Here is a 22,316-nt window from a genome sequence, read left to right as displayed (position 1 = left end):
CCCTCGTGCGTTCGGCGGGCAGGTCAACGGGCGAGGCGCGCCAGGGTCTCGATCGTGCGGCGGCGGCCGGCGGGGGAGTCGTCCAGCGGCTGCGCGGTGAGCACCGTGACCCCGGCCTCGGCGAACGCGGCCACCCGCTCGGCCACCCACGACTCCGGGCCGATCAGCGAGGTCTGCCGGACCAGCTCGTCGGGGACGGCAGCGGCCGCCTCGTCCTTGCGGCCGGCCAGGTACAGGTCCTGGATGCTGGCGGCCTCCTCGGCGAAGCCGTACCGGACCGCCAGGTCGTTGTAGAAGTTCTTCCCCTTGGCGCCCATGCCGCCGACGTAGAGGGCGATGCCGTGCTTGACCAGCTCGAGCAGCCCCTCGACGTCGTCGCCGATGGCCACGGGCACCCCGGCGACGACACCCAGCTCGCCCAGCGCGGGGTCGCGCCGGGCCCTGCCCGCGGCCAGGGAGTCGCCCCACACCTCGGTGGCCTTCTCCGGGTGGAAGAAGATGGGCTCCCAGTACTCGGCGATCTCCGCGGCCAGCTGGACGTTCTTGGGCCCGATGGCGGCCAGCAGCACGGGGATGCGCTCGCGCACCGGGGTGTTGATGAGCTTCAGCGGCTTGCCCAGCCCGGTGCCCTGGTCGGCCGGCAGCGGGATCGTGTACTTGGGCCCCGCGTGCTCGAGCCGCTCCCGGCGCCACACCGACCGGCAGATCTCCACCACCTCGCGGGTGCGGGCCAGGGGCGCGTCGTACGGCACGCCGTGCCACCCCTCGACGACCTGCGGGCCCGAGGCGCCCAGCCCCAGCGTGAAGCGCCCGTCGGAGACGAGGTCCAGCCCGGCCGCGGTCATGGCCGTCAGCGCGGGCGTGCGGCTGTAGATGGGCAGGATGCCGCTCATCAGCTCGACGCGGTCGGTGACCGCGGCCAGGTAGCCGAGCTGGCTGACCGCGTCGAAGGTGTACACCTCGGCCACCATGGCGACGTCGAGGCCGACCTGCTCGAGGTCCACGATCTCCTGGGCGGTCTGCCGGAAGTCATCGGAGTAGCTGGTCTGGATCCCGATGCGCACGCGTGTCCTCCTGGTCGACGGGGCGTCCTCGTCGACGCCGGGCGTACCGGCAGCGTGGCACGGCCGCCGCCGTCCGGCCCGGGGTCAGGTGGCCGGGAGGGTGCGGACCGTGCCGATGACGCGGGTGACCACGGCGACGCCGTCCACGCTGCCGGGGACGCGGGCCCCGGCCGACGACTCGGCCAGGTCGACCCGCAGCACGTAGTCGCTGTCCCGCTTGGCCAGCCCCACACCGGTGATGCCCGGGGCGTCGGCGAGCCGCTCGACCAGGACGGCCTTGGCGGCGCGGGCGGTCGGTCGGTCGGTCATCCCCCCATGGTGGACCCGGCAGGCACCGCTGGTCCACCTCCGGGCCGCCCGCCGGGCTCAGCCCGCGACGAACGTGACCTGCAGCAGGCGGAGCACGGTCGCCAGCGGGTTCGCGAAGGTGACCCCGCCGCCGTTGCTGCCGCCCTCGGTGGAGCCCGCGAACAGCAACCCCAGCGGAGCCCGGTCGCTGCTGCGCCAGATCACCGAGCCGGAGTCACCGCCGTCGCTGAACGAGCCGCTGGCACCCTCGATCTCGATCTGGTCGTCGAAGGTGTGCACCACGTCCTCGTCGTACTGCACGCCCACGCCGTCGACCTCGACCGCGGTGATCCGACCCGTGGTGTGCCCCGTGGTGCGGCCGACCTTCTCCACCTCCTCGTCGGGGTCGACGGCGTCGGCGGTGAGCACCTCGGCGCGCAGGGCGCCCCCCGGGTAGCCGGTCGGGTCGGCCTGGACGTCGTCGTCCAGCGCCGCGACCGCGGCGTCGACCAGGTTGCCGGTCGCCACGAACCGCTGGAACGCGGTGAGGGTGCCCACCCGGTCGGCGGCGGTGCCTCCGTCGGCCGGCCCGGGCTGGAGGACCGGATCACCCTCCGTGGCCCCGTCGCTGTCGGCCAGCACGTGGTTGTTGGACAGCACCAGCAGCCCGTCGGACCCGGGGCGTCGCACGAACCCGCCCAGCGTGCCGGCCGTCACGGCGGGGTGGGCGACGGACAGGCCGGGGACCAGCGGGCGGGTGCGCTGCTGCAGCTGCTCGGGGGTGGGGGAGCGCTGCGGGCGCACCGGGCCGATGACCCGCACGTCGACCTCACCGCGGGCGGCGTCGTCGAGCCCGTCGAGCACGAGCTGGGCATCGGCCTCGGCGAGCAGCCGCACCGCGAGGTGCACCTGGTCGGGACCCACCGGGGCCAGCCCCAGGGCCACCCCGCTCCAGGACCCCGGTGCCCGGCTCGCGACCACGGCCCCCGGGGGTGCCTGCGACAGCCTGAGGGACAGCGCGGCCTTGAGCTCGCGGGCGGTGTCGACGTGCACGATGGCCTCCAGGGCGCTCGGGATCTGCCTGTGACGGTTCGGTGCCCGACCGTAGGCGCGGGGTCCGACAGGAGGGAAGGACGAGATCGGCCGGTGTCGAGCGGCTGGCGCTGCGGTGCACTCCGGGTATCGTGGCTCCCGGTTCGATCCCGGCCGGCTGTCGCCCGGGGGTGCACACCCCCTCGCGGTGGCCGGGCCCGCACACCTCGTCCGTCCCGACCCCCGGGTCGGTGGACGCGGCAGCGGCGCCCGCACTGGCGTGACGGACCCGGCTTTGACCGGGTCCCACCGCCCGGGTATCGTTGTCAGCCGTGCCCAGGTTCACCTGGGCCTGCTCCCGCTCGCGGCGCACCTGGGTGCCCGGTCGATCCTCGGATCGCCTGGATGCCAGGGGGTCCCGTCCCGGCTCCGGCCAGGACCAGGGGACCGTGCACCAGGCGCGAGGGGCGATCGAGTCCGACTCACCTCGAGACCGGAACCCAGCGAAGGCGACACGCCCGAGCGCGGGGGCCGGACCACGGGGTGTACAGGGCCAGGAGCAGGGCCGGAGCACCGCTCCGGGCCGCCGAAGCACGAAGCACCGCACTCATCCAGAGCACGACCCAGCGCAGGCAGGAGTTCAAGGCCACCCATGCCCACGATCCAGCAGCTGGTCCGCAAGGGCCGCGAGGACAAGGTCGAGAAGACCAAGACCCCGGCGTTGAAGGGTTCCCCCCAGCGTCGCGGCGTGTGCACGCGCGTCTACACGACGACGCCGAAGAAGCCGAACTCGGCGCTGCGCAAGGTCGCTCGCGTCCGGCTCACCAGCGGCGTCGAGGTGACCGCGTACATCCCCGGTGTCGGCCACAACCTGCAGGAGCACTCGATGGTGCTCGTGCGCGGTGGCCGGGTGAAGGACCTCCCGGGCGTCCGTTACAAGATCATCCGCGGTTCCCTGGACACCCAGGCCGTCCGTGGTCGCAAGCAGGCTCGCAGCCGCTACGGCGCGAAGAAGGAGAAGAGCTAATGCCGCGCAAGGGCCCCGCGCCGAAGCGTCCGCTCGTCGTCGACCCGGTCTACCAGTCGCAGCTGGTCACCCAGCTGGTGAACAAGGTGCTCGTCGACGGCAAGCGCTCCATCGCCGAGGCGATCGTCTACGGCGCCCTCGAGGGTGTCCGGGCCAAGAACGACACCGACCCGGTCGTGACCCTCAAGCGCGCGCTGGACAACGTCAAGCCCGCCCTCGAGGTCCGCAGCCGCCGCGTCGGTGGTGCGACCTACCAGGTCCCGATCGAGGTGCGCGCCTCGCGCAGCACCACCCTCGGCCTGCGCTGGCTCATCCAGTACTCCCGGTCGCGTCGTGAGAAGACGATGACCGAGCGCCTGATGAACGAGCTGCTCGACGCCAGCAACGGCCTCGGTGCCGCGGTCAAGCGCCGCGAGGACACGCACAAGATGGCCGAGTCGAACAAGGCCTTCGCGCACTACCGCTGGTGATCACCGGCGGCTGGTGAGACCCACCAGCGCCACCAGCCGCCACCCCGCGGCGAACCCCAGGACACCCCCGGGACCCGCGACCAGGACCAGAGCAGGAAGGGCAGGCAATGGCCAACCTCACCAAGACCCGGAACATCGGGATCATGGCGCACATCGACGCCGGCAAGACCACCACCACCGAGCGGATCCTCTTCTACACCGGGATCAACTACAAGATCGGTGAGGTCCACGACGGCGCGGCCACCATGGACTGGATGGAGCAGGAGCAGGAGCGCGGCATCACCATCACGTCGGCCGCGACGAAGTGCACCTGGAACGGGTTCGACATCAACATCATCGACACCCCCGGGCACGTCGACTTCACCGTCGAGGTGGAGCGCTCGCTCCGCGTGCTCGACGGTGCCGTCGCCGTCTACGACGGTGTCGCCGGCGTGGAGCCGCAGACCGAGCAGGTCTGGCGCCAGGCCGAGAAGTACGGCGTGCCGCGCATGTGCTTCGTCAACAAGCTCGACCGCACCGGTGCCAACTTCTTCCGCTGCGTCGACATGATGGTCGAGCGCCTGGGTGCCAACCCGCTGGTGCTGCAGATCCCGATCGGCGCCGAGGGCGACTTCGTCGGCGTCGTCGACCTGGTCCAGATGCGCGCCCTGACCTGGCGCGGCGAGACCAAGCTGGGCGAGGACTACGCGATCGAGGAGATCCCGGCCGAGCTCGCCGAGCAGGCCGCGGAGTACCGGACCAGGTTCCTCGAGAACCTGGCCGACTTCCACGACGAGATCATGGAGTCCTACCTCGGTGGCGAGGAGATCCCGGTCGCGACCCTCAAGGCCGCGATCCGGAAGTCCACCATCGCCGGCGAGGTCAACCCGGTCGTCACCGGTTCGGCGTTCAAGAACAAGGGCGTCCAGCCCATGCTCGACGCCGTCACCGACTACCTGCCCAGCCCGCTGGACGTCGAGGCGATCGTCGGCACCGCGCTCGACGGCGAGACCGAGGTCCTGCGGCACGCCGACGAGACCGAGCCCTTCTCGGCCCTGGCCTTCAAGATCCAGACCGACCAGCACCTGGGCAAGCTGACCTACATCCGCGTGTACTCCGGCAAGCTCGACGCCGGGTCCCCGGTGCTGAACAGCACCAAGGACCGCAAGGAGCGGGTCGGCAAGATCTACCAGATGCACGCGAACAAGCGCGAAGAGCGTGCGGGCGTGGGCGCCGGCGAGATCGTGGCCGTCAACGGCATGAAGGGCACCACGACCGGGGACACCCTCTGCGACCCGCAGAAGCCGGTGATCCTCGAGTCGATGACCTTCCCCGCGCCGGTCATCTCGGTGGCCATCGAGCCGAAGACCAAGAGCGACCAGGAGAAGCTGGGCACGGCGATCCAGAAGCTCGCCGAGGAGGACCCGACGTTCCAGGTCCGCCTGGACGAGGAGACCGGTCAGACCGTCATCTCCGGCATGGGCGAGCTCCACCTGGAGATCCTGGTCGACCGCATGCGGCGTGAGTTCAACGTCGAGGCCAACGTGGGCAAGCCCCAGGTCGCCTACCGCGAGACGATCCGCAAGGCCGTCGAGCGCTACGACTACACCCACAAGAAGCAGACCGGTGGGTCCGGCCAGTTCGCGAAGGTGCAGATCGCCCTCGAGCCGTTGGAGATGACGGCGGAGTCGGCGACCTACGAGTTCGAGAACAAGGTCACCGGTGGCCGCATCCCCCGGGAGTACATCCCCTCGGTGGACGCGGGCATGCAGGACGCCATGCAGTACGGCATCCTCGCCGGCTACCCGATGGTCGGCGTCAAGGCGATCCTGCTCGACGGCGCCTACCACGAGGTCGACTCCTCCGAGATGGCGTTCAAGATCGCCGGCTCGATCGCCTTCAAGGAGGCCGCCCGCAAGGCCAGCCCGGCCCTGCTGGAGCCCCTCATGGCCGTCGAGGTCGTCACCCCCGAGGACAACATGGGTGACGTCATCGGAGACCTGAACTCCCGTCGTGGCACCATCCAGGCGATGGACGAGCGCTCCGGTGCTCGGGTCGTCAAGGCGCTGGTCCCGCTGTCGGAGATGTTCGGCTACGTGGGCGACCTGCGCAGCCGCACCCAGGGACGGGCGAGCTACACCATGGTGTTCGACACCTACGCCGAGGTCCCGTCGAACGTCGCCAAGGAGATCATCGCCAAGGCGACCGGAGAGTGACCGGGACGGGCCGCTGATCCCTCGGCGGCCCGACCCGGCGGGCGCCCGCCCGCACCCCAGACTCAGCAGCAGCACTGCGACAGACACTTACGGAGAGGAACCCCAGTGGCCAAGGCCAAGTTCGAGCGGACCAAGCCGCACGTCAACATCGGCACCATCGGGCACATCGACCACGGGAAGACGACGCTCACCGCGGCGATCACCAAGGTCCTGCACGACAAGTACCCGAACCTCAACGAGGCGTCCGCGTTCGACCAGATCGACAAGGCGCCCGAGGAGAAGGCGCGTGGGATCACGATCTCCATCGCGCACGTCGAGTACCAGACCGAGAACCGGCACTACGCGCACGTCGACTGCCCCGGGCACGCCGACTACATCAAGAACATGATCACCGGTGCCGCGCAGATGGACGGCGCGATCCTGGTCGTGGCCGCCACCGACGGCCCGATGCCGCAGACCAAGGAGCACGTGCTCCTGGCCCGCCAGGTCGGCGTCCCCTACATCGTCGTGGCCCTGAACAAGTCCGACATGGTCGACGACGAGGAGATCCTGGAGCTCGTCGAGCTCGAGGTCCGCGAGCTGCTCTCCGAGTACGAGTTCCCGGGCGACGACCTGCCGGTCGTGCGCGTCTCCGCGCTGAAGGCCCTCGAGGGCGACGCCGAGTGGGCCGACAAGCTCATGGAGCTCATGGACGCCGTCGACTCCGCCATCCCGGAGCCCGAGCGCGAGATCGACAAGCCGTTCCTCATGCCCGTCGAGGACGTCTTCACGATCACCGGCCGCGGCACCGTGGTGACCGGTCGTGTCGAGCGCGGCATCGTCAAGGTGTCGGAGACCATCGAGATCGTCGGCATCCGCCCGACCTCGACCCAGACGACCGTCACCGGCGTCGAGATGTTCCGCAAGCTGCTCGACCAGGGCCAGGCCGGCGACAACGTGGGCCTGCTGCTGCGCGGCATCAAGCGCGAGGACGTCGAGCGCGGCCAGGTCGTCGTGAAGCCGGGCTCGATCACCCCGCACACCAACTTCGAGGGTTCGGTCTACATCCTCTCGAAGGACGAGGGCGGCCGTCACACGCCGTTCTTCAACAACTACCGTCCCCAGTTCTACTTCCGGACGACGGACGTCACCGGCGTGGTCACGCTGCCCTCGGGCACCGAGATGGTCATGCCCGGCGACAACACCGAGATGACGGTGGAGCTCATCCAGCCCATCGCCATGGAGGACGGCCTGCGCTTCGCCATCCGCGAGGGTGGCCGCACCGTCGGCGCCGGTCGGGTCACCAAGATCCTCAAGTGAGTCCCCGGTGGGCGGCGGCCGTCACGGCCGCCGCCCACCGCCCCGGGTCGTCCCGGGAACACCCGGGTCAACCGACCCAGTACTGACTTCCAGCAACACCCGATCGGCAGGAGCGAGACAAGGCGATGGCGGGACAGAAGATCCGCATCCGGCTGAAGGCCTACGACCACGAGGCCATCGATGCCTCGGCGCGGCGCATCGTGGACACGGTGACGAAGACCGGAGCGCGCGTCGTCGGCCCGGTGCCGCTGCCGACCGAGAAGAACGTGTACTGCGTCATCCGCTCGCCGCACAAGTACAAGGACTCGCGCGAGCACTTCGAGATGCGTACGCACAAGCGACTCATCGACATCCTCGACCCGACGCCGAAGACGGTCGACGCGCTCATGCGCATCGACCTCCCGGCCTCGGTCGACGTCAACATCCAGTAGGGGCACCGAGACAATGGCGAGCACATTCCGTGGTCTCCTCGGCGAGAAGCTGGGGATGACCCAGGTCTTCGACGAGAACAACCGCATCGTGCCGATCACCGTGGTCAAGGCCGGCCCGTGCGTGGTCACCCAGGTGCGCACCCCCGAGGTGGACGGCTACTCGGCCGTCCAGATCGGGTTCGGCGCGATCGACCCCCGCAAGGTGAACAAGCCCGAGGGTGGGCACTTCGCCAAGGCGGGCGTCACGCCGCGACGGCACCTGGTCGAGCTGCGCACGAAGGACGCCGGCGACTACACGGTCGGCCAGGAGCTGACCGCCGACGTGCTCGCCGATGTGGCGACCGTCGACGTGATCGGCAAGAGCAAGGGCAAGGGCACGGCCGGTGTCATGAAGCGCCACGGGTTCAAGGGCCTGGGCGCGGGGCACGGCGTGCAGCGCAAGCACCGCTCGCCCGGCTCGATCGGTGGCTGCGCCACCCCGGGTCGCGTGTTCAAGGGCATGCGCATGGCCGGTCGGATGGGTGCGGTCACCACGACCACCCTGTCCCTCAAGATCCACAAGGTCGACACGGAGAAGGGCCTGGTGCTCATCAAGGGCGCCGTCCCGGGTCCGAAGGGTGGGTTGCTCCTCGTCCGCTCCGCGGTCAAGGGCGGCCCCGTGGGGAGTGACACCAAGTGACCAGCTCGCAGACGACCGAGCGCGTCGACCGCAGCGTCGACGTGAAGGACGCCACCGGCGCCACGACGGGCACCGCCACCCTCCCGGGTGCGCTGTTCGACGCCAACGCCAACGTGTCCCTCATGCACCAGGTGGTCGTGGCCCAGCTGGCCGCGGCCCGCCAGGGCACGCACGCCACGAAGACGCGGGCCCAGGTCAGCGGTACCGGTGCCAAGCCGTACCGCCAGAAGGGCACCGGCCGCGCCCGTCAGGGTTCGCTGCGTGCGCCGCAGTTCGAGGGTGGTGGCATCTCGCACGGCCCGCAGCCGCGCAGCTACGACCAGAAGACCCCCAAGAAGATGAAGGCCGCTGCCCTGCGCGGCGCCCTCTCCGACCGGGCCCGCGAGGACCGCGTTCACGTGGTCAGCGCGTTCGTCTCCGGCGACGCGCCCTCGACCAAGGCCGCGCTGGCAGCGCTGGACGCGATCAGCTCGGCCAAGCGCGTCCTGGTCGTGCTCGACCGCGACGACGTCCTCAACTGGGTCAGCCTGCGCAACGTGTCGCGGGTGCACCTGATCGAGGCCGGCCAGCTGAACACCTACGACGTGCTGTGCGCCGACGAGGTGGTCTTCACCGAGGCCGCGCTCGCCGAGTACGTGGCCGGCCCGGCGAAGGGTGGACGGGGCCGCGCGAGCAGCTCCGAGCTGCCCGACCTGGAGACCCACGAGATCGACAGCGAGGTGCCCTCCGTGGCACCCGCGACCACCGAGGAGAAGGCATGAGCGTCCGCGACCCCCGGGACGTCCTGCTGTCCCCGGTCATCTCCGAGAAGAGCTACGGGCTCCTGGACGAGAACAAGTACACGTTCATCGTCCGCCCGGACGCCAACAAGACCCAGATCAAGATCGCTGTGCAGCAGGTCTTCAACGTGAAGGTCCTCGCCGTCAACACGATCAACCGGCAGGGCAAGCGGAAGCGCTCCAAGGGCGCCGTGATGGGCAAGCGCAAGGACACCAAGCGCGCCATCGTCTCCGTGGCCCCTGGCGACCGCATCGAGCTGTTCGGCGGCCCCGGCGCCTGACGGCGTCCGGGACCAGCGACTGCCACGAGACCAGACAGGGATTGAGTAGGAACCATGGCCATCCGTAAGTACAAGCCGACGACGCCGGGCCGCCGCGGCTCGTCCGTCGCCGACTTCGCCGAGGTCACCCGCGACCACCCCGAGAAGTCGCTGGTCCGCCCGCTGCACGGCCGGGGCGGTCGCAACGTCCACGGTCGCGTCACCGCGCGCCACCAGGGCGGTGGGCACAAGCGTGCCTACCGGCTCATCGACTTCCGCCGGGCCGACAAGGACGGTGTGCCGGCCAAGGTCGCGCACATCGAGTACGACCCCAACCGCACGTCGCGCATCGCGCTGCTGCACTTCGCGGACGGCGAGAAGCGCTACATCATCGCCCCCGCCAAGCTGAAGCAGGGCGACGCGATCGAGTGCGGCCCGAACGCCGACATCAAGCCCGGCAACAACCTGCCGCTGCGCAACATCCCGGTCGGCACCGTCGTCCACGCCATCGAGCTGCGGCCCGGTGGCGGGGCGAAGATCGCCCGCTCGGCCGGCACCAGCGTGCAGCTGGTGGCCCGCGAGGGTCGCTTCGCGCAGCTGCGCATGCCCTCGGGCGAGATCCGCAACGTCGACGTCCGCTGCCGCGCGACGATCGGCGAGGTCGGCAACGCCGAGCAGTCCAACATCAACTGGGGCAAGGCGGGCCGCATGCGGTGGAAGGGCAAGCGCCCGACCGTCCGCGGTGTCGCGATGAACCCGGTCGACCACCCGCACGGTGGTGGTGAGGGGAAGACCTCCGGTGGACGCCACCCGGTCAACCCCAAGGGCAAGCCGGAGGGCCGCACGCGCAAGCGCAAGGCCTCCGACGCCATGATCGTGCGTCGTCGTCGCACCAACAAGAAGCGCTGAGCGGGTAGGGGAAGACAATGCCAAGGAGCCTGAAGAAGGGCCCGTTCGTCGACGACCACCTGCTCGCCAAGGTGGACGCCCAGAACGAGAAGGGCACCAAGAACGTCATCCGCACCTGGTCGCGGCGTTCGACGATCATCCCGGACATGCTCGGCCACACCATGGCCGTGCACGACGGTCGCAAGCACGTCCCGGTCTTCGTGACCGAGGCCATGGTCGGGCACAAGCTCGGCGAGTTCGCGCCCACGCGCACGTTCCGTGGGCACGTCAAGGACGACCGTCGGTCGCGGCGCGGCTGAGCGGGACGAGGAGAATCTTCAGATGACTTCCCAGCTGGGGACCGACGCACCGGTCGCCCGGGCCACGGCCCGGTTCGTCCGCGTCACCCCGATGAAGGCCCGCCGGGTGGTGGACATGGTCCGCTACCTGCCCACCGACGAGGCCCTGGCGCTGCTGCGGTTCGCGCCGCAGACGGCCAGCGAGCCGGTGGCCAAGGTCGTCGCGTCCGCGGTGGCCAACGCCGAGCACAACCTGCAGCTCGACCCGGCTGCGCTGGTCGTCAGCGCCGCCTACGTCGACGAGGGCCCGACCCTCAAGCGGATCCGTCCGCGCGCCCAGGGGCGTGCGTTCCGGATCAACAAGCGCACCTCGCACATCACCGTCGAGGTCAGCGAGGTCGCCTCCAGCGCCGAGCTCGCCGCACGCTCCCGCAAGGCACGTCGCGACACGGGCCAGCACGGCCCCGCGGCGCAGCAGAAGACCAACTCGAAGGGAGGGACCCGCTAGTGGGTCAGAAGGTCAACCCGCACGGGTTCCGCCTGGGCATCACCACCGACTACAAGTCCCGGTGGTACGCCGACAAGCTGTACGCGGCCTACGTCAAGGAGGACGTGGCGATCCGCAAGCTGATGGGCAAGGGCATGGAGCGCGCCGGCATCTCGAAGGTGGAGATCGAGCGCACCCGTGACCGCGTCCGCGTCGACATCCACACCGCCCGCCCGGGCATCGTCATCGGCCGCCGCGGCGCCGAGGCCGACCGCATCCGCGGCGAGCTCGAGAAGCTCACCGGCAAGCAGGTGCAGCTGAACATCCTCGAGGTCAAGAACCCCGAGTCCGACGCGCAGCTGGTCGCCCAGGGCGTGGCTGAGCAGCTGTCCAGCCGGGTCAGCTTCCGGCGGGCCATGCGCAAGGCCATGCAGTCGGCCCAGCGCAGCCCGCAGGTCAAGGGGATCCGGGTGCAGTGCTCCGGTCGCCTGGGCGGCACCGAGATGAGCCGTTCGGAGTTCTACCGCGAGGGTCGTGTGCCGCTGCACACGCTGCGCGCGAACATCGACTACGGCATCTACGAGGCGCGCACCACCTTCGGCCGCATCGGCGTCAAGGTCTGGATCTACAAGGGCGACGCGAGCGGCTCCCGGGCCGAGCGCGAGGCCCTGCAGGCCCTGGCGCAGCGTCAGGAGCGTCGCGAGCGGGCCCAGCGTCCGCGTCGGTCGGGTTCGACCGGCACCACCGCCGGTGGCACCGAGGCCGGTCGCGCCGCGGCCGAGCCGCAGGACGTCACCGCCACCGAGGCCCCGGCCGAGGACACGACCGCCACCGCGGTCGAGCCCACGGTCGAGGCTGCCCCGGCGCAGAGCGTCGGCGAGGCCGCCGGCGCCGAGGGCACCGCGACGGCCGAGGCCGCCGGTGCCGAGGCAACCGCTCCCCAGGAGGGCTGACAGATGCTGATCCCGCGTCGCGTCAAGCACCGCAAGCAGCACCGTCCCGACCGCACCGGTCGGGCCAAGGGCGGCACCGCGATCAACTTCGGTGAGTACGCGATCCAGGCCCTCGAGCCTGCCTACGTGACCAACCGTCAGATCGAGTCCGCTCGTATCGCCATGACCCGCCACATCAAGCGCGGCGGCAAGGTGTGGATCTCGATCTACCCCGACCGCCCGCTGACCAAGAAGCCCGCCGAGACCCGCATGGGTTCCGGCAAGGGCTCGCCCGAGTGGTGGGTCGCCAACGTGAAGCCCGGCCGCATCATGTTCGAGCTGTCCGGTGTCGACGAGCCCATCGCCCGCGAGGCCATGCGCCGCGCCATCCACAAGCTCCCCATGAAGTGCCGCTTCATCACCCGTGAAGGAGAGGTGTGATGGCTGCCGGCCTCACCGCCCCGGAGCTCCGCGAGCTCTCGGTGGACGAGCTCGCCACGCGTCTGCGTGAGTCGAGGGAAGAACTGTTCAACCTGCGGTTCCAGGTGGCCACCGGCCAGCTGGACAACAACCGGCGACTGCAGACCGTCCGCCGCGACATCGCCCGGATCTACACGATCATGCGCGAGCGCGAGCTGGGTCTGTCCGTCGCCCCGAACGAGGGTGTGGCATGAGCGAGACCACCGACGAGACCAACGAGGCGATCGCCTCCGGTCCCGGCCTGGCCGGTCGCGGCTTCCGCAAGGTCCGTGAGGGCCTCGTCGTCTCCGACAAGATGGAGAAGACCATCGTCGTCGAGGTCGAGGACCGCGTGAAGCACGGCCTGTACGGCAAGATCCTGCGCCGCACGAGCAAGCTCAAGGCGCACGACGAGGACGGCACCGCCGGCATCGGCGACCGCGTCCAGATCATGGAGACCCGGCCCACCTCGGCCACCAAGCGCTGGCGCCTGGTGACCGTGATCGAGAAGGCCAAGTAGGCCCGAGTCCGCTGCGACGACGCCCCCGCTGGTGGCGGGGGAGTCGTTGCGCGTACGCTGGCCCACTGGCGCGCCCACGGGTGCGCCGACATCCGGGACCCGACGGCCGGCGGCACTCGCCGCCGGCTGTCGCACGTGAGTCCCGACCGCCGCTTCACCGTCCAGGCCCGGCGGTCACCCCAGACACCACAGGAGCAACGCAGTGATCCAGCAGGAGTCGCGACTGCGCGTCGCCGACAACACGGGTGCCAAGGAGATCTTGTGCATCCGCGTTCTCGGCGGCTCGGGTCGTCGCTACGCGGGCATCGGCGACGTGATCGTCGGCACCGTGAAGGACGCCATCCCCGGCGCGGGGGTCAAGAAGGGCGACGTCGTCAAGGCGGTCATCGTCCGCACGGTGAAGGAGCGTCGGCGTCCCGACGGCTCCTACATCCGCTTCGACGAGAACGCCGCGGTCATCATCCGCGACAGCGGTGACCCGCGCGGCACCCGCATCTTCGGGCCCGTCGGCCGCGAGCTGCGCGACAAGCGCTTCATGCGGATCATCTCGCTCGCCCCGGAGGTGCTGTGATCATGGCTGAGAAGACGCCTTCGCTGAAGGTCAAGAAAGGCGACCAGGTCCAGGTCATCGCCGGCAAGGACAAGGGCGCCAAGGGCCGGGTCATCGCGGCCTTCCCCAAGACCGGGAAGGTGCTCGTCGAGGGCATCGGCCGGGTCAAGAAGCACACCCGCGTGAGCACCAGCCAGCGCGGCTCCCAGTCGGGCGGGATCGTGACCCAGGAGGCCGCCATCCACGTGAGCAACGTGATGGTCGTCGACTCCGAGGGCAACCCGACCCGCATCGGCTACCGCAAGGACGAGGACGGACGCAACATCCGGGTCTCGAAGCGAACCGGCAAGGACCTGTGACATGAGTGCACCCACCCGAGAGCTGCCCCGGTTGCTCGCCCACTACCGCTCGGACATCGCGCCGGCGCTGATGAGCGAGTTCGGCTACGCCAACGTCATGCAGATCCCCGGCCTCACCAAGATCGTCGTGAACATGGGCGTCGGCGAGGCCACCCGCGACGCGAAGCTGATGGACGGCGCGGTCCGCGACCTCACCGCCATCACCGGCCAGAAGCCGGCCGTCGTCCGGGCCCGCAAGTCCATCGCCCAGTTCAAGCTGCGCGAGGGCATGCCGATCGGCGCGAAGGTCACCCTGCGCGGTGATCGCATGTGGGAGTTCCTGGACCGGCTGCTCAGCCTGGCCCTGCCCCGCATCCGTGACTTCCGCGGTCTGAACTCCAAGCAGTTCGACGGGCACGGCAACTACACGTTCGGCCTCAACGAGCAGTCCATGTTCCGCGAGATCGACGTCGACAAGATCGACCGCCCGCGTGGCATGGACATCACGCTGGTCACCACCGCCACCAACGACGAGGAGGGTCGCGAGCTGCTCAGCCTGCTCGGCTTCCCCTTCGCCGGCCAGACCGTCGTCCAGACGACTCGCTGAGCCGGGAACAGGAGACACCATGGCCAAGAAGGCGCTCGTCAACAAGGCGGCCCGCACCCCCAAGTTCAAGGTCCGCGGCTACACGCGCTGCCAGCGCTGCGGCCGTCCGCACGCGGTCTTCCGCAAGTTCGGGCTGTGCCGCATCTGCGTCCGGGAGATGGCCCACGCGGGCGAGCTCCCCGGCGTGACCAAGTCCTCCTGGTGATGCACCTCGGTGCCCACCCGGCACCGAGGTCGGCCCACCTTCCGCAGCACCACTGATCGCCGACAGGCCCCCGCACCGTGCGGAGGGAACCGCGGTGAGAGAGGCACGACCGACACATGACGATGACCGACCCGATCGCGGACATGCTCACGCGCATCCGCAACGCGAACTCGGCGTACCACGACGCAGCGGCCATGCCCTCGTCGAAGCTCAAGACCAAGGTCGCGGAGATCCTCCAGCAGGAGGGCTACATCGCCGGCTGGAAGGTCAACGACGTCGAGAAGGACGGCCAGACCCGCAAGGAGCTGGTCGTCGACCTCAAGTACGGCCCCAACCGTGAGCGCAGCATCGCCGGTGTCCGGCGCGTGTCCAAGCCCGGCCTGCGGGTCTACGCCAAGTCCACGGCGCTGCCGAAGGTCCTGGGCGGTCTCGGGGTGGCGATCATCTCCACCTCGACCGGTCTGCTGACCGACAAGCAGGCGAACAAGAAGGGCGTGGGTGGGGAAGTCCTCGCCTACGTCTGGTAAGGGGACCTCGAGATGTCACGAATCGGACGACTCCCGGTCACCGTGCCCGGTGGTGTCGACGTCGCCATCGACGGCCGCACCGTCAACGTGAAGGGCCCCAAGGGGTCCCTCGCCCACACCGTCGCCTCTCCCATCTTCGTGGAGAAGGACGACTCCGGCGCGCTGCTGGTGCAGCGCCCCGACGACGAGCGCGAGAGCCGTGCCCTGCACGGTCTGTCACGCACCCTGATCGCGAACATGATCACCGGCGTGACCGAGGGCTACGTGAAGACCCTCGAGATCGTCGGCGTCGGCTACCGCGTGCAGGCCCGGGGCGCCGACCTCGAGTTCGCGCTCGGGTTCAGCCACCCGGTGCTGATCAAGGCCCCCGAGGGGATCACCTTCACCGTCGAGGCCCCGACCCGGTTCAAGGTCGCCGGCATCGACAAGCAGCAGGTCGGCGAGGTCGCCGCCAAGATCCGCAAGTTGCGCAAGCCCGACCCGTACAAGGGCAAGGGTGTGCGTTACCAGGGCGAGGTCATCAAGCGCAAGGTCGGGAAGACGGGCAAGTGATGGCAGAGACCAAGACCAACGACAAGGTGGCCCGGGTGCACAAGCCCGTGGGCACCGATGCCAGCACCGCGCGACGCGTGTCGCGTGCGCGGCGCCACAACCGGCTCCGCAAGCGCGTGGCCGGTACCGCCGAGCGTCCCCGCATGGTCGTCAAGCGCAGCTCGCGCCACGTCCACGTGCAGGTCGTCGACGACACCCAGGGCATCACCCTGGTCAGCGCGTCGACGATGGACGCCGCCCTGCGCGGCACCGCCGGCGACAAGTCGGCGCTGGCCCGTCAGGTCGGCGCCCTGGTCGCCGACCGGGCGAAGGCCGCCGGCATCTCGGCCGTGGTGTTCGACCGCGGCGGCAACCGCTACCAGGGGCGTCTGGCGGCTCTCGCCGACGGCGCCCGCGAGGGCGGGTTGAACTTCTGATGAGCACCCAGCTGCTCGACAACGTGATGATCGAGGGGAACGTCTGATGCCAGGACCACAGCGACGCGGCGGTGGCGCCGGCGGTGCCGGTGGCACCGGCGGCGGACAGGGCGGTCAGGGCGGCAACGACCGCCGCGACCGTCGTGACGGCGGTGGCCGCGGCCCCGGCGGCCCGGCCGAGAAGAGCCAGTTCCTCGAGCGGGTCGTGGCCATCAACCGTGTGTCCAAGGTCGTCAAGGGTGGTCGTCGCTTCAGCTTCACCGCCCTGGTGATCGTGGGCGACGGCGACGGCACCGTGGGTGTCGGCTACGGCAAGGCCAAGGAGGTGCCCGCGGCGATCGCCAAGGGCGTCGAGGAGGCCAAGAAGCACTTCTACCGCGTGCCGCGCATCGCCAGCACCATCCCGCACCCCGTGCAGGGTGAGGCGGCGGCCGGTGTCGTGCTGCTCAAGCCGGCCAGCCCGGGTACCGGCGTCATCGCCGGTGGTCCGGTGCGCGCCGTGCTCGAGTGCGCCGGCATCCACGACGTGCTGTCCAAGAGCCTGGGTTCCTCGAACCCGATCAACATCGTGCACGCCACGATGCAGGCGCTCAAGGACCTCGTCCGCCCCGAGGAGATCGCGGCCCGCCGCGGTCTGCCCCTCGAGGACGTCGCGCCCGCCGCCATGCTGCGGGCCCGTGCCGGCCAGGGGGTCTGACATGAGCCAGCTCAAGGTCACCCAGGTGAAGTCCGGCATCGGGGCCAAGCCGAACCAGCGCCAGACGCTGCGTTCGCTGGGCCTGAAGCGGATCAACCACACGGTCGTCCAGGAGGACCGTCCCGAGATCCGCGGGATGGTCGCCACGGTGCCGCACCTGGTCACCGTCGAAGAGATCGCCTGAGCGGTCGAGAAGGAACATTGACATGACTCTCAAGGTCCACCACCTGCGGCCGGCACCCGGCGCCCACACCAAGAAGACCCGCGTGGGTCGCGGTGAGGGCGGCAAGGGCGGCAAGACCGCCGGTCGAGGCACCAAGGGCTCGGGCGCTCGCGTCCAGGTCTCCGCCCGCTTCGAGGGTGGTCAGACGCCGCTGTTCATGCGTCTGCCCAAGCTCTCCGGCTTCACCCCGCGCAACAAGGTGGTCTTCCAGGTCGTGAACCTGGACAAGATCGCCTCGCTGTTCCCCGACGGCGGGTCCATCAACCCGGACTCCCTCGCCGAGGTCGGCGCCGTGCGTCGCGGCCAGCCCGTCAAGGTCCTCGGGACCGGCGAGCTCGGCGGCGTCCAGGTCCACGTCCACGCGCACGCCTTCTCGTCCTCCGCGGCCGAGAAGATCGCCGCGGCCGGGGGCAGCACCACCCAGATCTGAGAAGATCCCCCTTGCTCGTCCTCGTCGGTCCGCCGGTGAGGGCAGGCAAGGGGGTCTTCTGCTGTCCGGCGTCTCCGTCGTCGGACGGCCCCCGCAGGTTGCCGGCCACGTTGCGTCGGTGACATCTCGGGGAGGCCCGACGACCCGCCGGGTCCTCGCGTTGTTAACCTCGCACGACCGACTCGGGGAGGGCACGTGCTGCAGGCGTTCGCCGCGGCGTTCCGGACGCCAGACCTCCGGCGCAAGCTGTTGTTCTCCCTGGCGATCATCGCCGTGTACCGGTTGGGCGCCAGCGTCCCCGGTCCTGGTGTGTCGATCGAGGCCATCAACAGCTGCCTGGACCAGGCCCAGGCCTCCGACCAGCGCGATGTCTACTCGCTGGTGAACCTGTTCTCCGGCGGCGCGCTGCTCCGGCTGTCGATCTTCGCGCTGGGGATCATGCCGTACATCACGGCGAGCATCATCGTGCAGCTGCTGGTCGTGGTCATCCCGCGGTTCGAGCAGCTGAAGAAGGAAGGGCAGTCGGGTCAGGCGAAGCTGACCCAGTACACCCGGTACCTGACGATCGCCCTGGCCGTCCTGCAGAGCACCGGGATCATCGCGCTGGCCCGCAGCGGCCAGCTGTTCCCGAACTGCGGGGACGACCTGATCCCCTCCGACTCGATCTGGACCACCGTCGTGCTGGTCATCGCCCTCACGGCGGGCACCGCGATGATCATGTGGCTGGGCGAGCTGCTGACGGAGAAGGGGATCGGCAACGGCATGTCCGTGCTGATCTTCACCTCGATCGCGGCGCGCATCCCCGCCGAGGGCGGCTCGATCCTGCAGTCCCGCGGCGGCCTGGTCTTCGCCCTGGTCTGCGTGCTGGCGCTGGTGGTCATCGCCTCGGTCGTCTACGTCGAGCAGGCCCAGCGGCGCATCCCGGTGCAGTACGCCAAGCGCATGGTCGGCCGGCGCATGTACGGCGGCACCTCGACCTACCTGCCGCTGAAGGTCAACCAGGCCGGCGTCATCCCGGTCATCTTCGCCTCGTCGCTTCTCTACCTGCCCCAGCTGATCAGCCAGCTGCAGGGTGACTCGGCGGGCTCGGTCCGGCAGTTCTTCGAGAAGTACGTCATCAACCAGTCCAGCCCGGTGCACATCGCCATCTACTTCGGCCTGATCGTGTTCTTCACGTACTTCTACGTGTCGATCACCTTCAACCCCGAGGAGCGCGCCGACGACATGAAGCGCTACGGCGGCTTCATCCCCGGCATCCGGCCGGGCCGGCCGACCGCGGAGTACCTGCAGTACGTGCTGTCGCGCATCACGCTGCCGGGCTCGATCTACCTGGGTCTGGTCGCGGTGCTGCCCAACCTGTTCCTCTCGATCACGCAGGAGGGGCAGAACCAGAACTTCCCGTTCGGCGGGACCGCGGTGCTGATCATGGTGGGAGTGGGCTTGGAGACGGTGAAGCAGATCGAGACGCAGCTGAACCAGCGCAACTACGAAGGGTTCCTGAAGTAGTGCGCGTCGTCCTCCTGGGGCCGCCCGGCGCGGGCAAGGGCACCCAGGCGCAGATCATCGCCGACCGGTTGGCCATCCCGGCCATCTCCACCGGCGACATCTTCCGGGCCAACGTGACCGGCAAGACCGAGCTGGGCCAGCAGGCCAAGGTCTACATGGACGCCGGTGACCTGGTCCCCGACGAGATCACCGTGGCGATGGTCAGCGACCGGCTCGCCGAGCCCGACGCGAAGGCCGGGTTCCTGCTCGACGGCTTCCCGCGCACGATCGCGCAGGCCGAGCAGCTGGGTGACTCCCTGACCGAGCTCGGTCACCGGCTGGACTGCGTCCTCGAGCTCGTGGTCGACGAGGACGAGCTGGTCCGCCGGCTGTCCGGCCGCGTGGTCATCGTGGACGGCAAGCCGGTGCAGCGCGACGACGACAAGCCCGAGACGGTGCGGCACCGGCTCGAGGTCTACCGCAGGCAGACCGCGCCGCTGTCGGGGTGGTACGCCGACGAGGGCCTGCTGGCGACCATCGACGCGATCGGGGAGATCGACGAGGTGACCGAGCGCGCGCTCCGGGCCCTCGGCGCCGGCGACGACGACGGGACGGCGGGGCAGCCCGCGCTCGGATGAGCGCGGGTCCGCGGTGACCGCGAACCTGCTGTCGCGGCTGCCGCTGCTGGCGAAGTGGAGTGGACGCATGATCCAGATCAAGACGATGCACGAGGTCGAGCTCATGCGGGCGGCCGGTCTGGTCGTGGCCGGCGCCCTGGCCGCCGTGCGCGCGGAGGTCCGGCCCGGGGTCACCACGGGCGAGCTCGACGCGGTCGCCGAGGACCACATCCGGACGGCCGGGGCGATCCCGTCGTTCCTGGGGTACCACGGGTTCACCGGCAGCATCTGCGCCTCGATCAACGACGAGATCGTGCACGGCATCCCGGTGGCCGGTCGGACGCTGGCGCAGGGGGACAACATCTCCGTGGACTGCGGGGCGATCCTGCAGGGCTGGCACGGTGACAGCGCCCTGACCATGACGGTGGGGGAGGCCTCGGCCGAGGACGCCGCCCTCATGGCGGCGACCGAGCGGTCGATGTGGGCCGGGCTGGCCCGCGCACTGGTCGGCGGCCGGCTGACCGACATCAGCGCGGCGGTCGAGGAGTCGATCCTGGCCGAGCCGCACCCGTACGGGATCGTCGACCACTACGGCGGCCACGGTATCGGCACCGAGATGCACCAGGACCCGCACGTGCTGAACTACGGCCGTGCCGGCCGCGGGCCCAAGCTCGTCCCCGGTCTCGCCCTGGCCATCGAACCGATGGTGACCGTGGGGGACCCCACCACCGTCGAGCTCGAGGACGGCTGGACCGTCGTGACGAAGGACGGCTCCCGGGCCGCGCACTTCGAGCACACCGTCGCCATCACCCCCGAGGGCCCCTGGGTCCTCACCGCCGAGGACGGCGGCGTCGCCGGCCTGGCCCAGTTCGGCGTGACCGCGAGGTCCTGACTGCCGTGAAGCCAGGAACGGCACCCGCCCGGTCCTGAGGAGGGGGCCCGGAGGGTTCCCGACCGAAGGACGGATGCGCTCGTCGCGGCTGGGGACGGCTCCTGGCCGCGGTGCGATCCGGAGGATCGCGATGTGATCCACCCTGGGTTGGAGCTGGTGGGGTGGCCGGGGTACAGTCTGCGATGGCGTTCGCGCCGTCCGTCGTCGTGCTGTGGCCGCACACCGGCGGGCGCCCTCTGCGAGATCGCCCGCACCAGACACCCAGCACCAGCCCACCGCGCCGCATCCGGCGTGGGTGGAACGCGAGTCGGCATGCGTGCCGGAGACACCAGACCGGGAGGTCGTGCAGGGAATGGCGAAGAAGGACGGGGCCATCGAGGTCGAGGGTCGAGTCGTCGAGCCGCTCCCCAATGCGATGTTCCGGGTGGAACTCCAGAACGGGCACCGCGTGCTCGCGCACATCAGCGGCAAGATGCGGCAGCACTACATCCGCATCCTGCCCGAGGACCGCGTCGTCGTGGAGCTCTCGCCCTACGACCTCACGCGCGGTCGCATCGTCTACCGCTACAAGTGACCTCCGCGGTCCGTCCCGCTCGGACGGTCCCGCGACCCACGAACTACCAGAAATGAGGGCGGCCCGGTGAAGGTCCAGCCGTCGGTCAAGAAGATCTGCGACAAGTGCAAGGTGATCCGCCGGCACGGCCGGGTCATGGTCATCTGCGACAACGCCCGGCACAAGCAGCGCCAGGGCTGAGGGAGTACAGAACATGGCACGACTGGCCGGCGTCGATCTGCCCCGCGAGAAGCGGATGGAGATCGCGCTCACCTACATCTACGGGATCGGCCCGACCTCGGCGAAGGCCACCCTGGCCGCCACCGGTGTCAGCCCGGACCTGCGCGCCAAGGACCTCTCCGACGAGGACCTGCTGAAGCTGCGCGACTACATCGACGAGCACTTCCGCGTCGAGGGTGACCTCCGTCGCGAGGTCGCCGCCGACATCCGCCGCAAGGTGGAGATCGGCTGCTACCAGGGTCTGCGGCACCGCCGCGGCCTGCCCGTCCGCGGACAGCGCACCAAGACCAACGCGCGCTCCAGCAAGGGCCCGCGCAAGACGATCGCCGGCAAGAAGAAGGCCCGCTGATCCAGCGGTAGCCCTCACCGGCTCACCAGCCCGACCGTCGTGCCCCCGCAGAGGGGGCGGCCGGGCGACCCACCTCCGCTCCACCCAGGCCACGAACAGAGAAGAGAGTCATGCCTCCCAGGGCACGCGCGGCAGGCGCCAAGAAGGTGCGCCGCAAGGAGAAGAAGAACGTCGCCCACGGCGCGGCGCACATCAAGAGCACCTTCAACAACACGATCGTGTCGATCACGGACCCCACGGGGAACGTCATCAGCTGGGCCTCGGCCGGCCACGTCGGGTTCAAGGGCTCGCGCAAGTCGACGCCGTTCGCGGCGCAGATGGCTGCCGAGAACGCCGCGCGCAAGGCGCAGGAGCACGGCATGCGGAAGGTCGACGTCTTCGTGAAGGGTCCCGGCTCCGGCCGCGAGACCGCCATCCGCTCCCTCCAGGCCACGGGCCTCGAGGTCGGGCAGATCTCCGACGTCACCCCCCAGCCGCACAACGGCTGCCGCCCGAAGAAGCGCCGCCGGGTCTGACCCGCGCCTTC

Annotated in this window: 35 protein-coding genes; 32 read left to right on the top strand and 3 right to left on the bottom strand. The window is 70.0% G+C overall.

Going from position 1 to position 22,316, the window contains the following annotated elements; genetic code table 11:
* Window positions 1–23 precede the first annotated feature (23 nt).
* From BLS67_RS02450 to BLS67_RS02440, 3 genes are all read right to left on the bottom strand, one after another.
* Window positions 24–1,064, bottom strand: coding sequence for an LLM class F420-dependent oxidoreductase (locus BLS67_RS02450; protein ID WP_091238837.1), 1,041 nt, complete (start codon window positions 1,062–1,064; stop codon window positions 24–26).
* Between the two features lie 84 nt (window positions 1,065–1,148).
* Window positions 1,149–1,373, bottom strand: coding sequence for a hypothetical protein (locus BLS67_RS02445; RefSeq protein WP_091238834.1), 225 nt, complete (start codon window positions 1,371–1,373; stop codon window positions 1,149–1,151).
* Between the two features lie 57 nt (window positions 1,374–1,430).
* Window positions 1,431–2,405: a chymotrypsin family serine protease gene (locus BLS67_RS02440; protein WP_091238830.1), complete on the bottom strand. Its 975-nt coding sequence runs from the start codon at window positions 2,403–2,405 to the stop codon at window positions 1,431–1,433.
* Between the two features lie 631 nt (window positions 2,406–3,036).
* Here BLS67_RS02440 and rpsL point away from each other — a divergent pair.
* The 32 genes from rpsL (at window position 3,037) to rpsK (ending at window position 22,305) form a co-directional block, all read left to right on the top strand.
* The gene (gene rpsL, locus BLS67_RS02435; protein ID WP_055764615.1) at window positions 3,037–3,411 is read left to right on the top strand and encodes a 30S ribosomal protein S12; all 375 of its coding nucleotides are present in this window, start codon (window positions 3,037–3,039) and stop codon (window positions 3,409–3,411) included.
* Complete coding sequence (rpsG, locus tag BLS67_RS02430) at window positions 3,411–3,881, top strand: 30S ribosomal protein S7 (protein WP_055764617.1); 471 nt, start codon at window positions 3,411–3,413, stop codon at window positions 3,879–3,881. The genes rpsL and rpsG overlap by 1 nt, the downstream gene beginning before the upstream one ends.
* A 107-nt stretch (window positions 3,882–3,988) precedes the next feature.
* Window positions 3,989–6,076 (top strand): elongation factor G, encoded by a 2,088-nt coding sequence (gene fusA, locus BLS67_RS02425; RefSeq protein ID WP_091238827.1) that lies wholly within the window; start codon window positions 3,989–3,991, stop codon window positions 6,074–6,076.
* Window positions 6,077–6,181: 105 nt separating this feature from the next.
* Window positions 6,182–7,375, top strand: a complete 1,194-nt coding sequence (gene tuf / locus BLS67_RS02420; protein WP_091238823.1) for an elongation factor Tu — start codon at window positions 6,182–6,184, stop codon at window positions 7,373–7,375.
* A 125-nt stretch (window positions 7,376–7,500) separates the two neighbouring features.
* Entirely contained in the window at window positions 7,501–7,806 is a 306-nt protein-coding gene (gene rpsJ, locus BLS67_RS02415; RefSeq protein ID WP_014742859.1) for a 30S ribosomal protein S10, read from the top strand.
* A gap of 13 nt (window positions 7,807–7,819) precedes the next feature.
* The gene (gene rplC / locus BLS67_RS02410; RefSeq protein ID WP_091238820.1) at window positions 7,820–8,485 is read left to right on the top strand and encodes a 50S ribosomal protein L3; all 666 of its coding nucleotides are present in this window, start codon (window positions 7,820–7,822) and stop codon (window positions 8,483–8,485) included.
* The gene (rplD, locus tag BLS67_RS02405; RefSeq protein ID WP_091238816.1) at window positions 8,482–9,246 is read left to right on the top strand and encodes a 50S ribosomal protein L4; all 765 of its coding nucleotides are present in this window, start codon (window positions 8,482–8,484) and stop codon (window positions 9,244–9,246) included. Before rplC ends, rplD begins: the two co-directional genes overlap by 4 nt.
* Window positions 9,243–9,545 (top strand): 50S ribosomal protein L23, encoded by a 303-nt coding sequence (rplW, locus tag BLS67_RS02400; RefSeq protein WP_014742856.1) that lies wholly within the window; start codon window positions 9,243–9,245, stop codon window positions 9,543–9,545. Before rplD ends, rplW begins: the two co-directional genes overlap by 4 nt.
* Window positions 9,546–9,599: 54 nt before the next feature.
* Window positions 9,600–10,433, top strand: a complete 834-nt coding sequence (gene rplB / locus BLS67_RS02395; RefSeq protein WP_091238813.1) for a 50S ribosomal protein L2 — start codon at window positions 9,600–9,602, stop codon at window positions 10,431–10,433.
* Between the two features lie 17 nt (window positions 10,434–10,450).
* Complete coding sequence (gene rpsS, locus BLS67_RS02390; protein ID WP_055764633.1) at window positions 10,451–10,732, top strand: 30S ribosomal protein S19; 282 nt, start codon at window positions 10,451–10,453, stop codon at window positions 10,730–10,732.
* A 22-nt stretch (window positions 10,733–10,754) separates the two neighbouring features.
* On the top strand, window positions 10,755–11,219 hold the full coding sequence (gene rplV / locus BLS67_RS02385) for a 50S ribosomal protein L22 (RefSeq protein ID WP_091238809.1): 465 nt from the start codon (window positions 10,755–10,757) through the stop codon (window positions 11,217–11,219).
* The gene (gene rpsC, locus BLS67_RS02380; RefSeq protein WP_091238806.1) at window positions 11,219–12,151 is read left to right on the top strand and encodes a 30S ribosomal protein S3; all 933 of its coding nucleotides are present in this window, start codon (window positions 11,219–11,221) and stop codon (window positions 12,149–12,151) included. The genes rplV and rpsC overlap by 1 nt, the downstream gene beginning before the upstream one ends.
* 3 nt (window positions 12,152–12,154) lie before the next feature.
* Window positions 12,155–12,571, top strand: coding sequence for a 50S ribosomal protein L16 (gene rplP / locus BLS67_RS02375; protein ID WP_056289191.1), 417 nt, complete (start codon window positions 12,155–12,157; stop codon window positions 12,569–12,571).
* A complete protein-coding gene (gene rpmC, locus BLS67_RS02370; RefSeq protein ID WP_091061857.1) occupies window positions 12,571–12,804 on the top strand; it encodes a 50S ribosomal protein L29 in 234 nt (77 codons plus the stop codon). Before rplP ends, rpmC begins: the two co-directional genes overlap by 1 nt.
* Entirely contained in the window at window positions 12,801–13,109 is a 309-nt protein-coding gene (gene rpsQ / locus BLS67_RS02365) for a 30S ribosomal protein S17 (protein WP_091238803.1), read from the top strand. The genes rpmC and rpsQ overlap by 4 nt, the downstream gene beginning before the upstream one ends.
* A gap of 202 nt (window positions 13,110–13,311) precedes the next feature.
* Window positions 13,312–13,680, top strand: coding sequence for a 50S ribosomal protein L14 (rplN, locus tag BLS67_RS02360; RefSeq protein ID WP_091061406.1), 369 nt, complete (start codon window positions 13,312–13,314; stop codon window positions 13,678–13,680).
* Window positions 13,681–13,682: 2 nt separating this feature from the next.
* Window positions 13,683–14,018, top strand: coding sequence for a 50S ribosomal protein L24 (gene rplX / locus BLS67_RS02355; protein ID WP_479723810.1), 336 nt, complete (start codon window positions 13,683–13,685; stop codon window positions 14,016–14,018).
* A gap of 1 nt (window position 14,019) precedes the next feature.
* Window positions 14,020–14,604 (top strand): 50S ribosomal protein L5, encoded by a 585-nt coding sequence (gene rplE / locus BLS67_RS02350; RefSeq protein WP_091238799.1) that lies wholly within the window; start codon window positions 14,020–14,022, stop codon window positions 14,602–14,604.
* Window positions 14,605–14,623: 19 nt separating this feature from the next.
* Window positions 14,624–14,809 carry a type Z 30S ribosomal protein S14 gene (locus tag BLS67_RS02345; protein WP_014742845.1) on the top strand — a complete coding sequence of 62 codons (186 nt, stop codon included), beginning with the start codon at window positions 14,624–14,626 and terminating at the stop codon, window positions 14,807–14,809.
* 116 nt (window positions 14,810–14,925) lie between these two features.
* The gene (rpsH, locus tag BLS67_RS02340) at window positions 14,926–15,336 is read left to right on the top strand and encodes a 30S ribosomal protein S8 (RefSeq protein ID WP_056289182.1); all 411 of its coding nucleotides are present in this window, start codon (window positions 14,926–14,928) and stop codon (window positions 15,334–15,336) included.
* A gap of 12 nt (window positions 15,337–15,348) precedes the next feature.
* Entirely contained in the window at window positions 15,349–15,888 is a 540-nt protein-coding gene (gene rplF, locus BLS67_RS02335) for a 50S ribosomal protein L6 (protein ID WP_091238795.1), read from the top strand.
* On the top strand, window positions 15,888–16,304 hold the full coding sequence (rplR, locus tag BLS67_RS02330; protein WP_091239397.1) for a 50S ribosomal protein L18: 417 nt from the start codon (window positions 15,888–15,890) through the stop codon (window positions 16,302–16,304). The genes rplF and rplR overlap by 1 nt, the downstream gene beginning before the upstream one ends.
* A 46-nt stretch (window positions 16,305–16,350) precedes the next feature.
* Entirely contained in the window at window positions 16,351–17,001 is a 651-nt protein-coding gene (gene rpsE / locus BLS67_RS02325; protein ID WP_091238791.1) for a 30S ribosomal protein S5, read from the top strand.
* 1 nt (window position 17,002) lies between these two features.
* Window positions 17,003–17,185 carry a 50S ribosomal protein L30 gene (rpmD, locus tag BLS67_RS02320; RefSeq protein WP_091238788.1) on the top strand — a complete coding sequence of 61 codons (183 nt, stop codon included), beginning with the start codon at window positions 17,003–17,005 and terminating at the stop codon, window positions 17,183–17,185.
* Window positions 17,186–17,207: 22 nt separating this feature from the next.
* Window positions 17,208–17,654 carry a 50S ribosomal protein L15 gene (rplO, locus tag BLS67_RS02315; protein WP_091238784.1) on the top strand — a complete coding sequence of 149 codons (447 nt, stop codon included), beginning with the start codon at window positions 17,208–17,210 and terminating at the stop codon, window positions 17,652–17,654.
* Window positions 17,655–17,849: 195 nt separating this feature from the next.
* Window positions 17,850–19,160: a preprotein translocase subunit SecY gene (gene secY, locus BLS67_RS02310; RefSeq protein ID WP_091238781.1), complete on the top strand. Its 1,311-nt coding sequence runs from the start codon at window positions 17,850–17,852 to the stop codon at window positions 19,158–19,160.
* A complete protein-coding gene (locus BLS67_RS02305) occupies window positions 19,160–19,777 on the top strand; it encodes an adenylate kinase (RefSeq protein ID WP_091238777.1) in 618 nt (205 codons plus the stop codon). The genes secY and BLS67_RS02305 overlap by 1 nt, the downstream gene beginning before the upstream one ends.
* Window positions 19,778–19,790: 13 nt before the next feature.
* Window positions 19,791–20,648: a type I methionyl aminopeptidase gene (map, locus tag BLS67_RS02300; RefSeq protein WP_242653732.1), complete on the top strand. Its 858-nt coding sequence runs from the start codon at window positions 19,791–19,793 to the stop codon at window positions 20,646–20,648.
* A gap of 352 nt (window positions 20,649–21,000) precedes the next feature.
* Window positions 21,001–21,222: a translation initiation factor IF-1 gene (infA, locus tag BLS67_RS02295; protein ID WP_012950459.1), complete on the top strand. Its 222-nt coding sequence runs from the start codon at window positions 21,001–21,003 to the stop codon at window positions 21,220–21,222.
* A gap of 66 nt (window positions 21,223–21,288) precedes the next feature.
* Window positions 21,289–21,402, top strand: coding sequence for a 50S ribosomal protein L36 (gene rpmJ, locus BLS67_RS02290; protein ID WP_012950458.1), 114 nt, complete (start codon window positions 21,289–21,291; stop codon window positions 21,400–21,402).
* 13 nt (window positions 21,403–21,415) lie between these two features.
* Entirely contained in the window at window positions 21,416–21,790 is a 375-nt protein-coding gene (gene rpsM / locus BLS67_RS02285) for a 30S ribosomal protein S13 (RefSeq protein WP_091061434.1), read from the top strand.
* 110 nt (window positions 21,791–21,900) lie between these two features.
* Window positions 21,901–22,305 carry a 30S ribosomal protein S11 gene (gene rpsK / locus BLS67_RS02280; protein WP_055764664.1) on the top strand — a complete coding sequence of 135 codons (405 nt, stop codon included), beginning with the start codon at window positions 21,901–21,903 and terminating at the stop codon, window positions 22,303–22,305.
* Window positions 22,306–22,316: the final 11 nt, after the last annotated feature.

Source organism: Klenkia soli, from assembly GCF_900103975.1.
GTDB classification, from domain to species: Bacteria; Actinomycetota; Actinomycetes; order Mycobacteriales; family Geodermatophilaceae; genus Klenkia; species Klenkia soli.
Note: the sequence above shows the minus strand (reverse complement) of the source record. Positions and strands in the feature narration are given on the sequence as shown.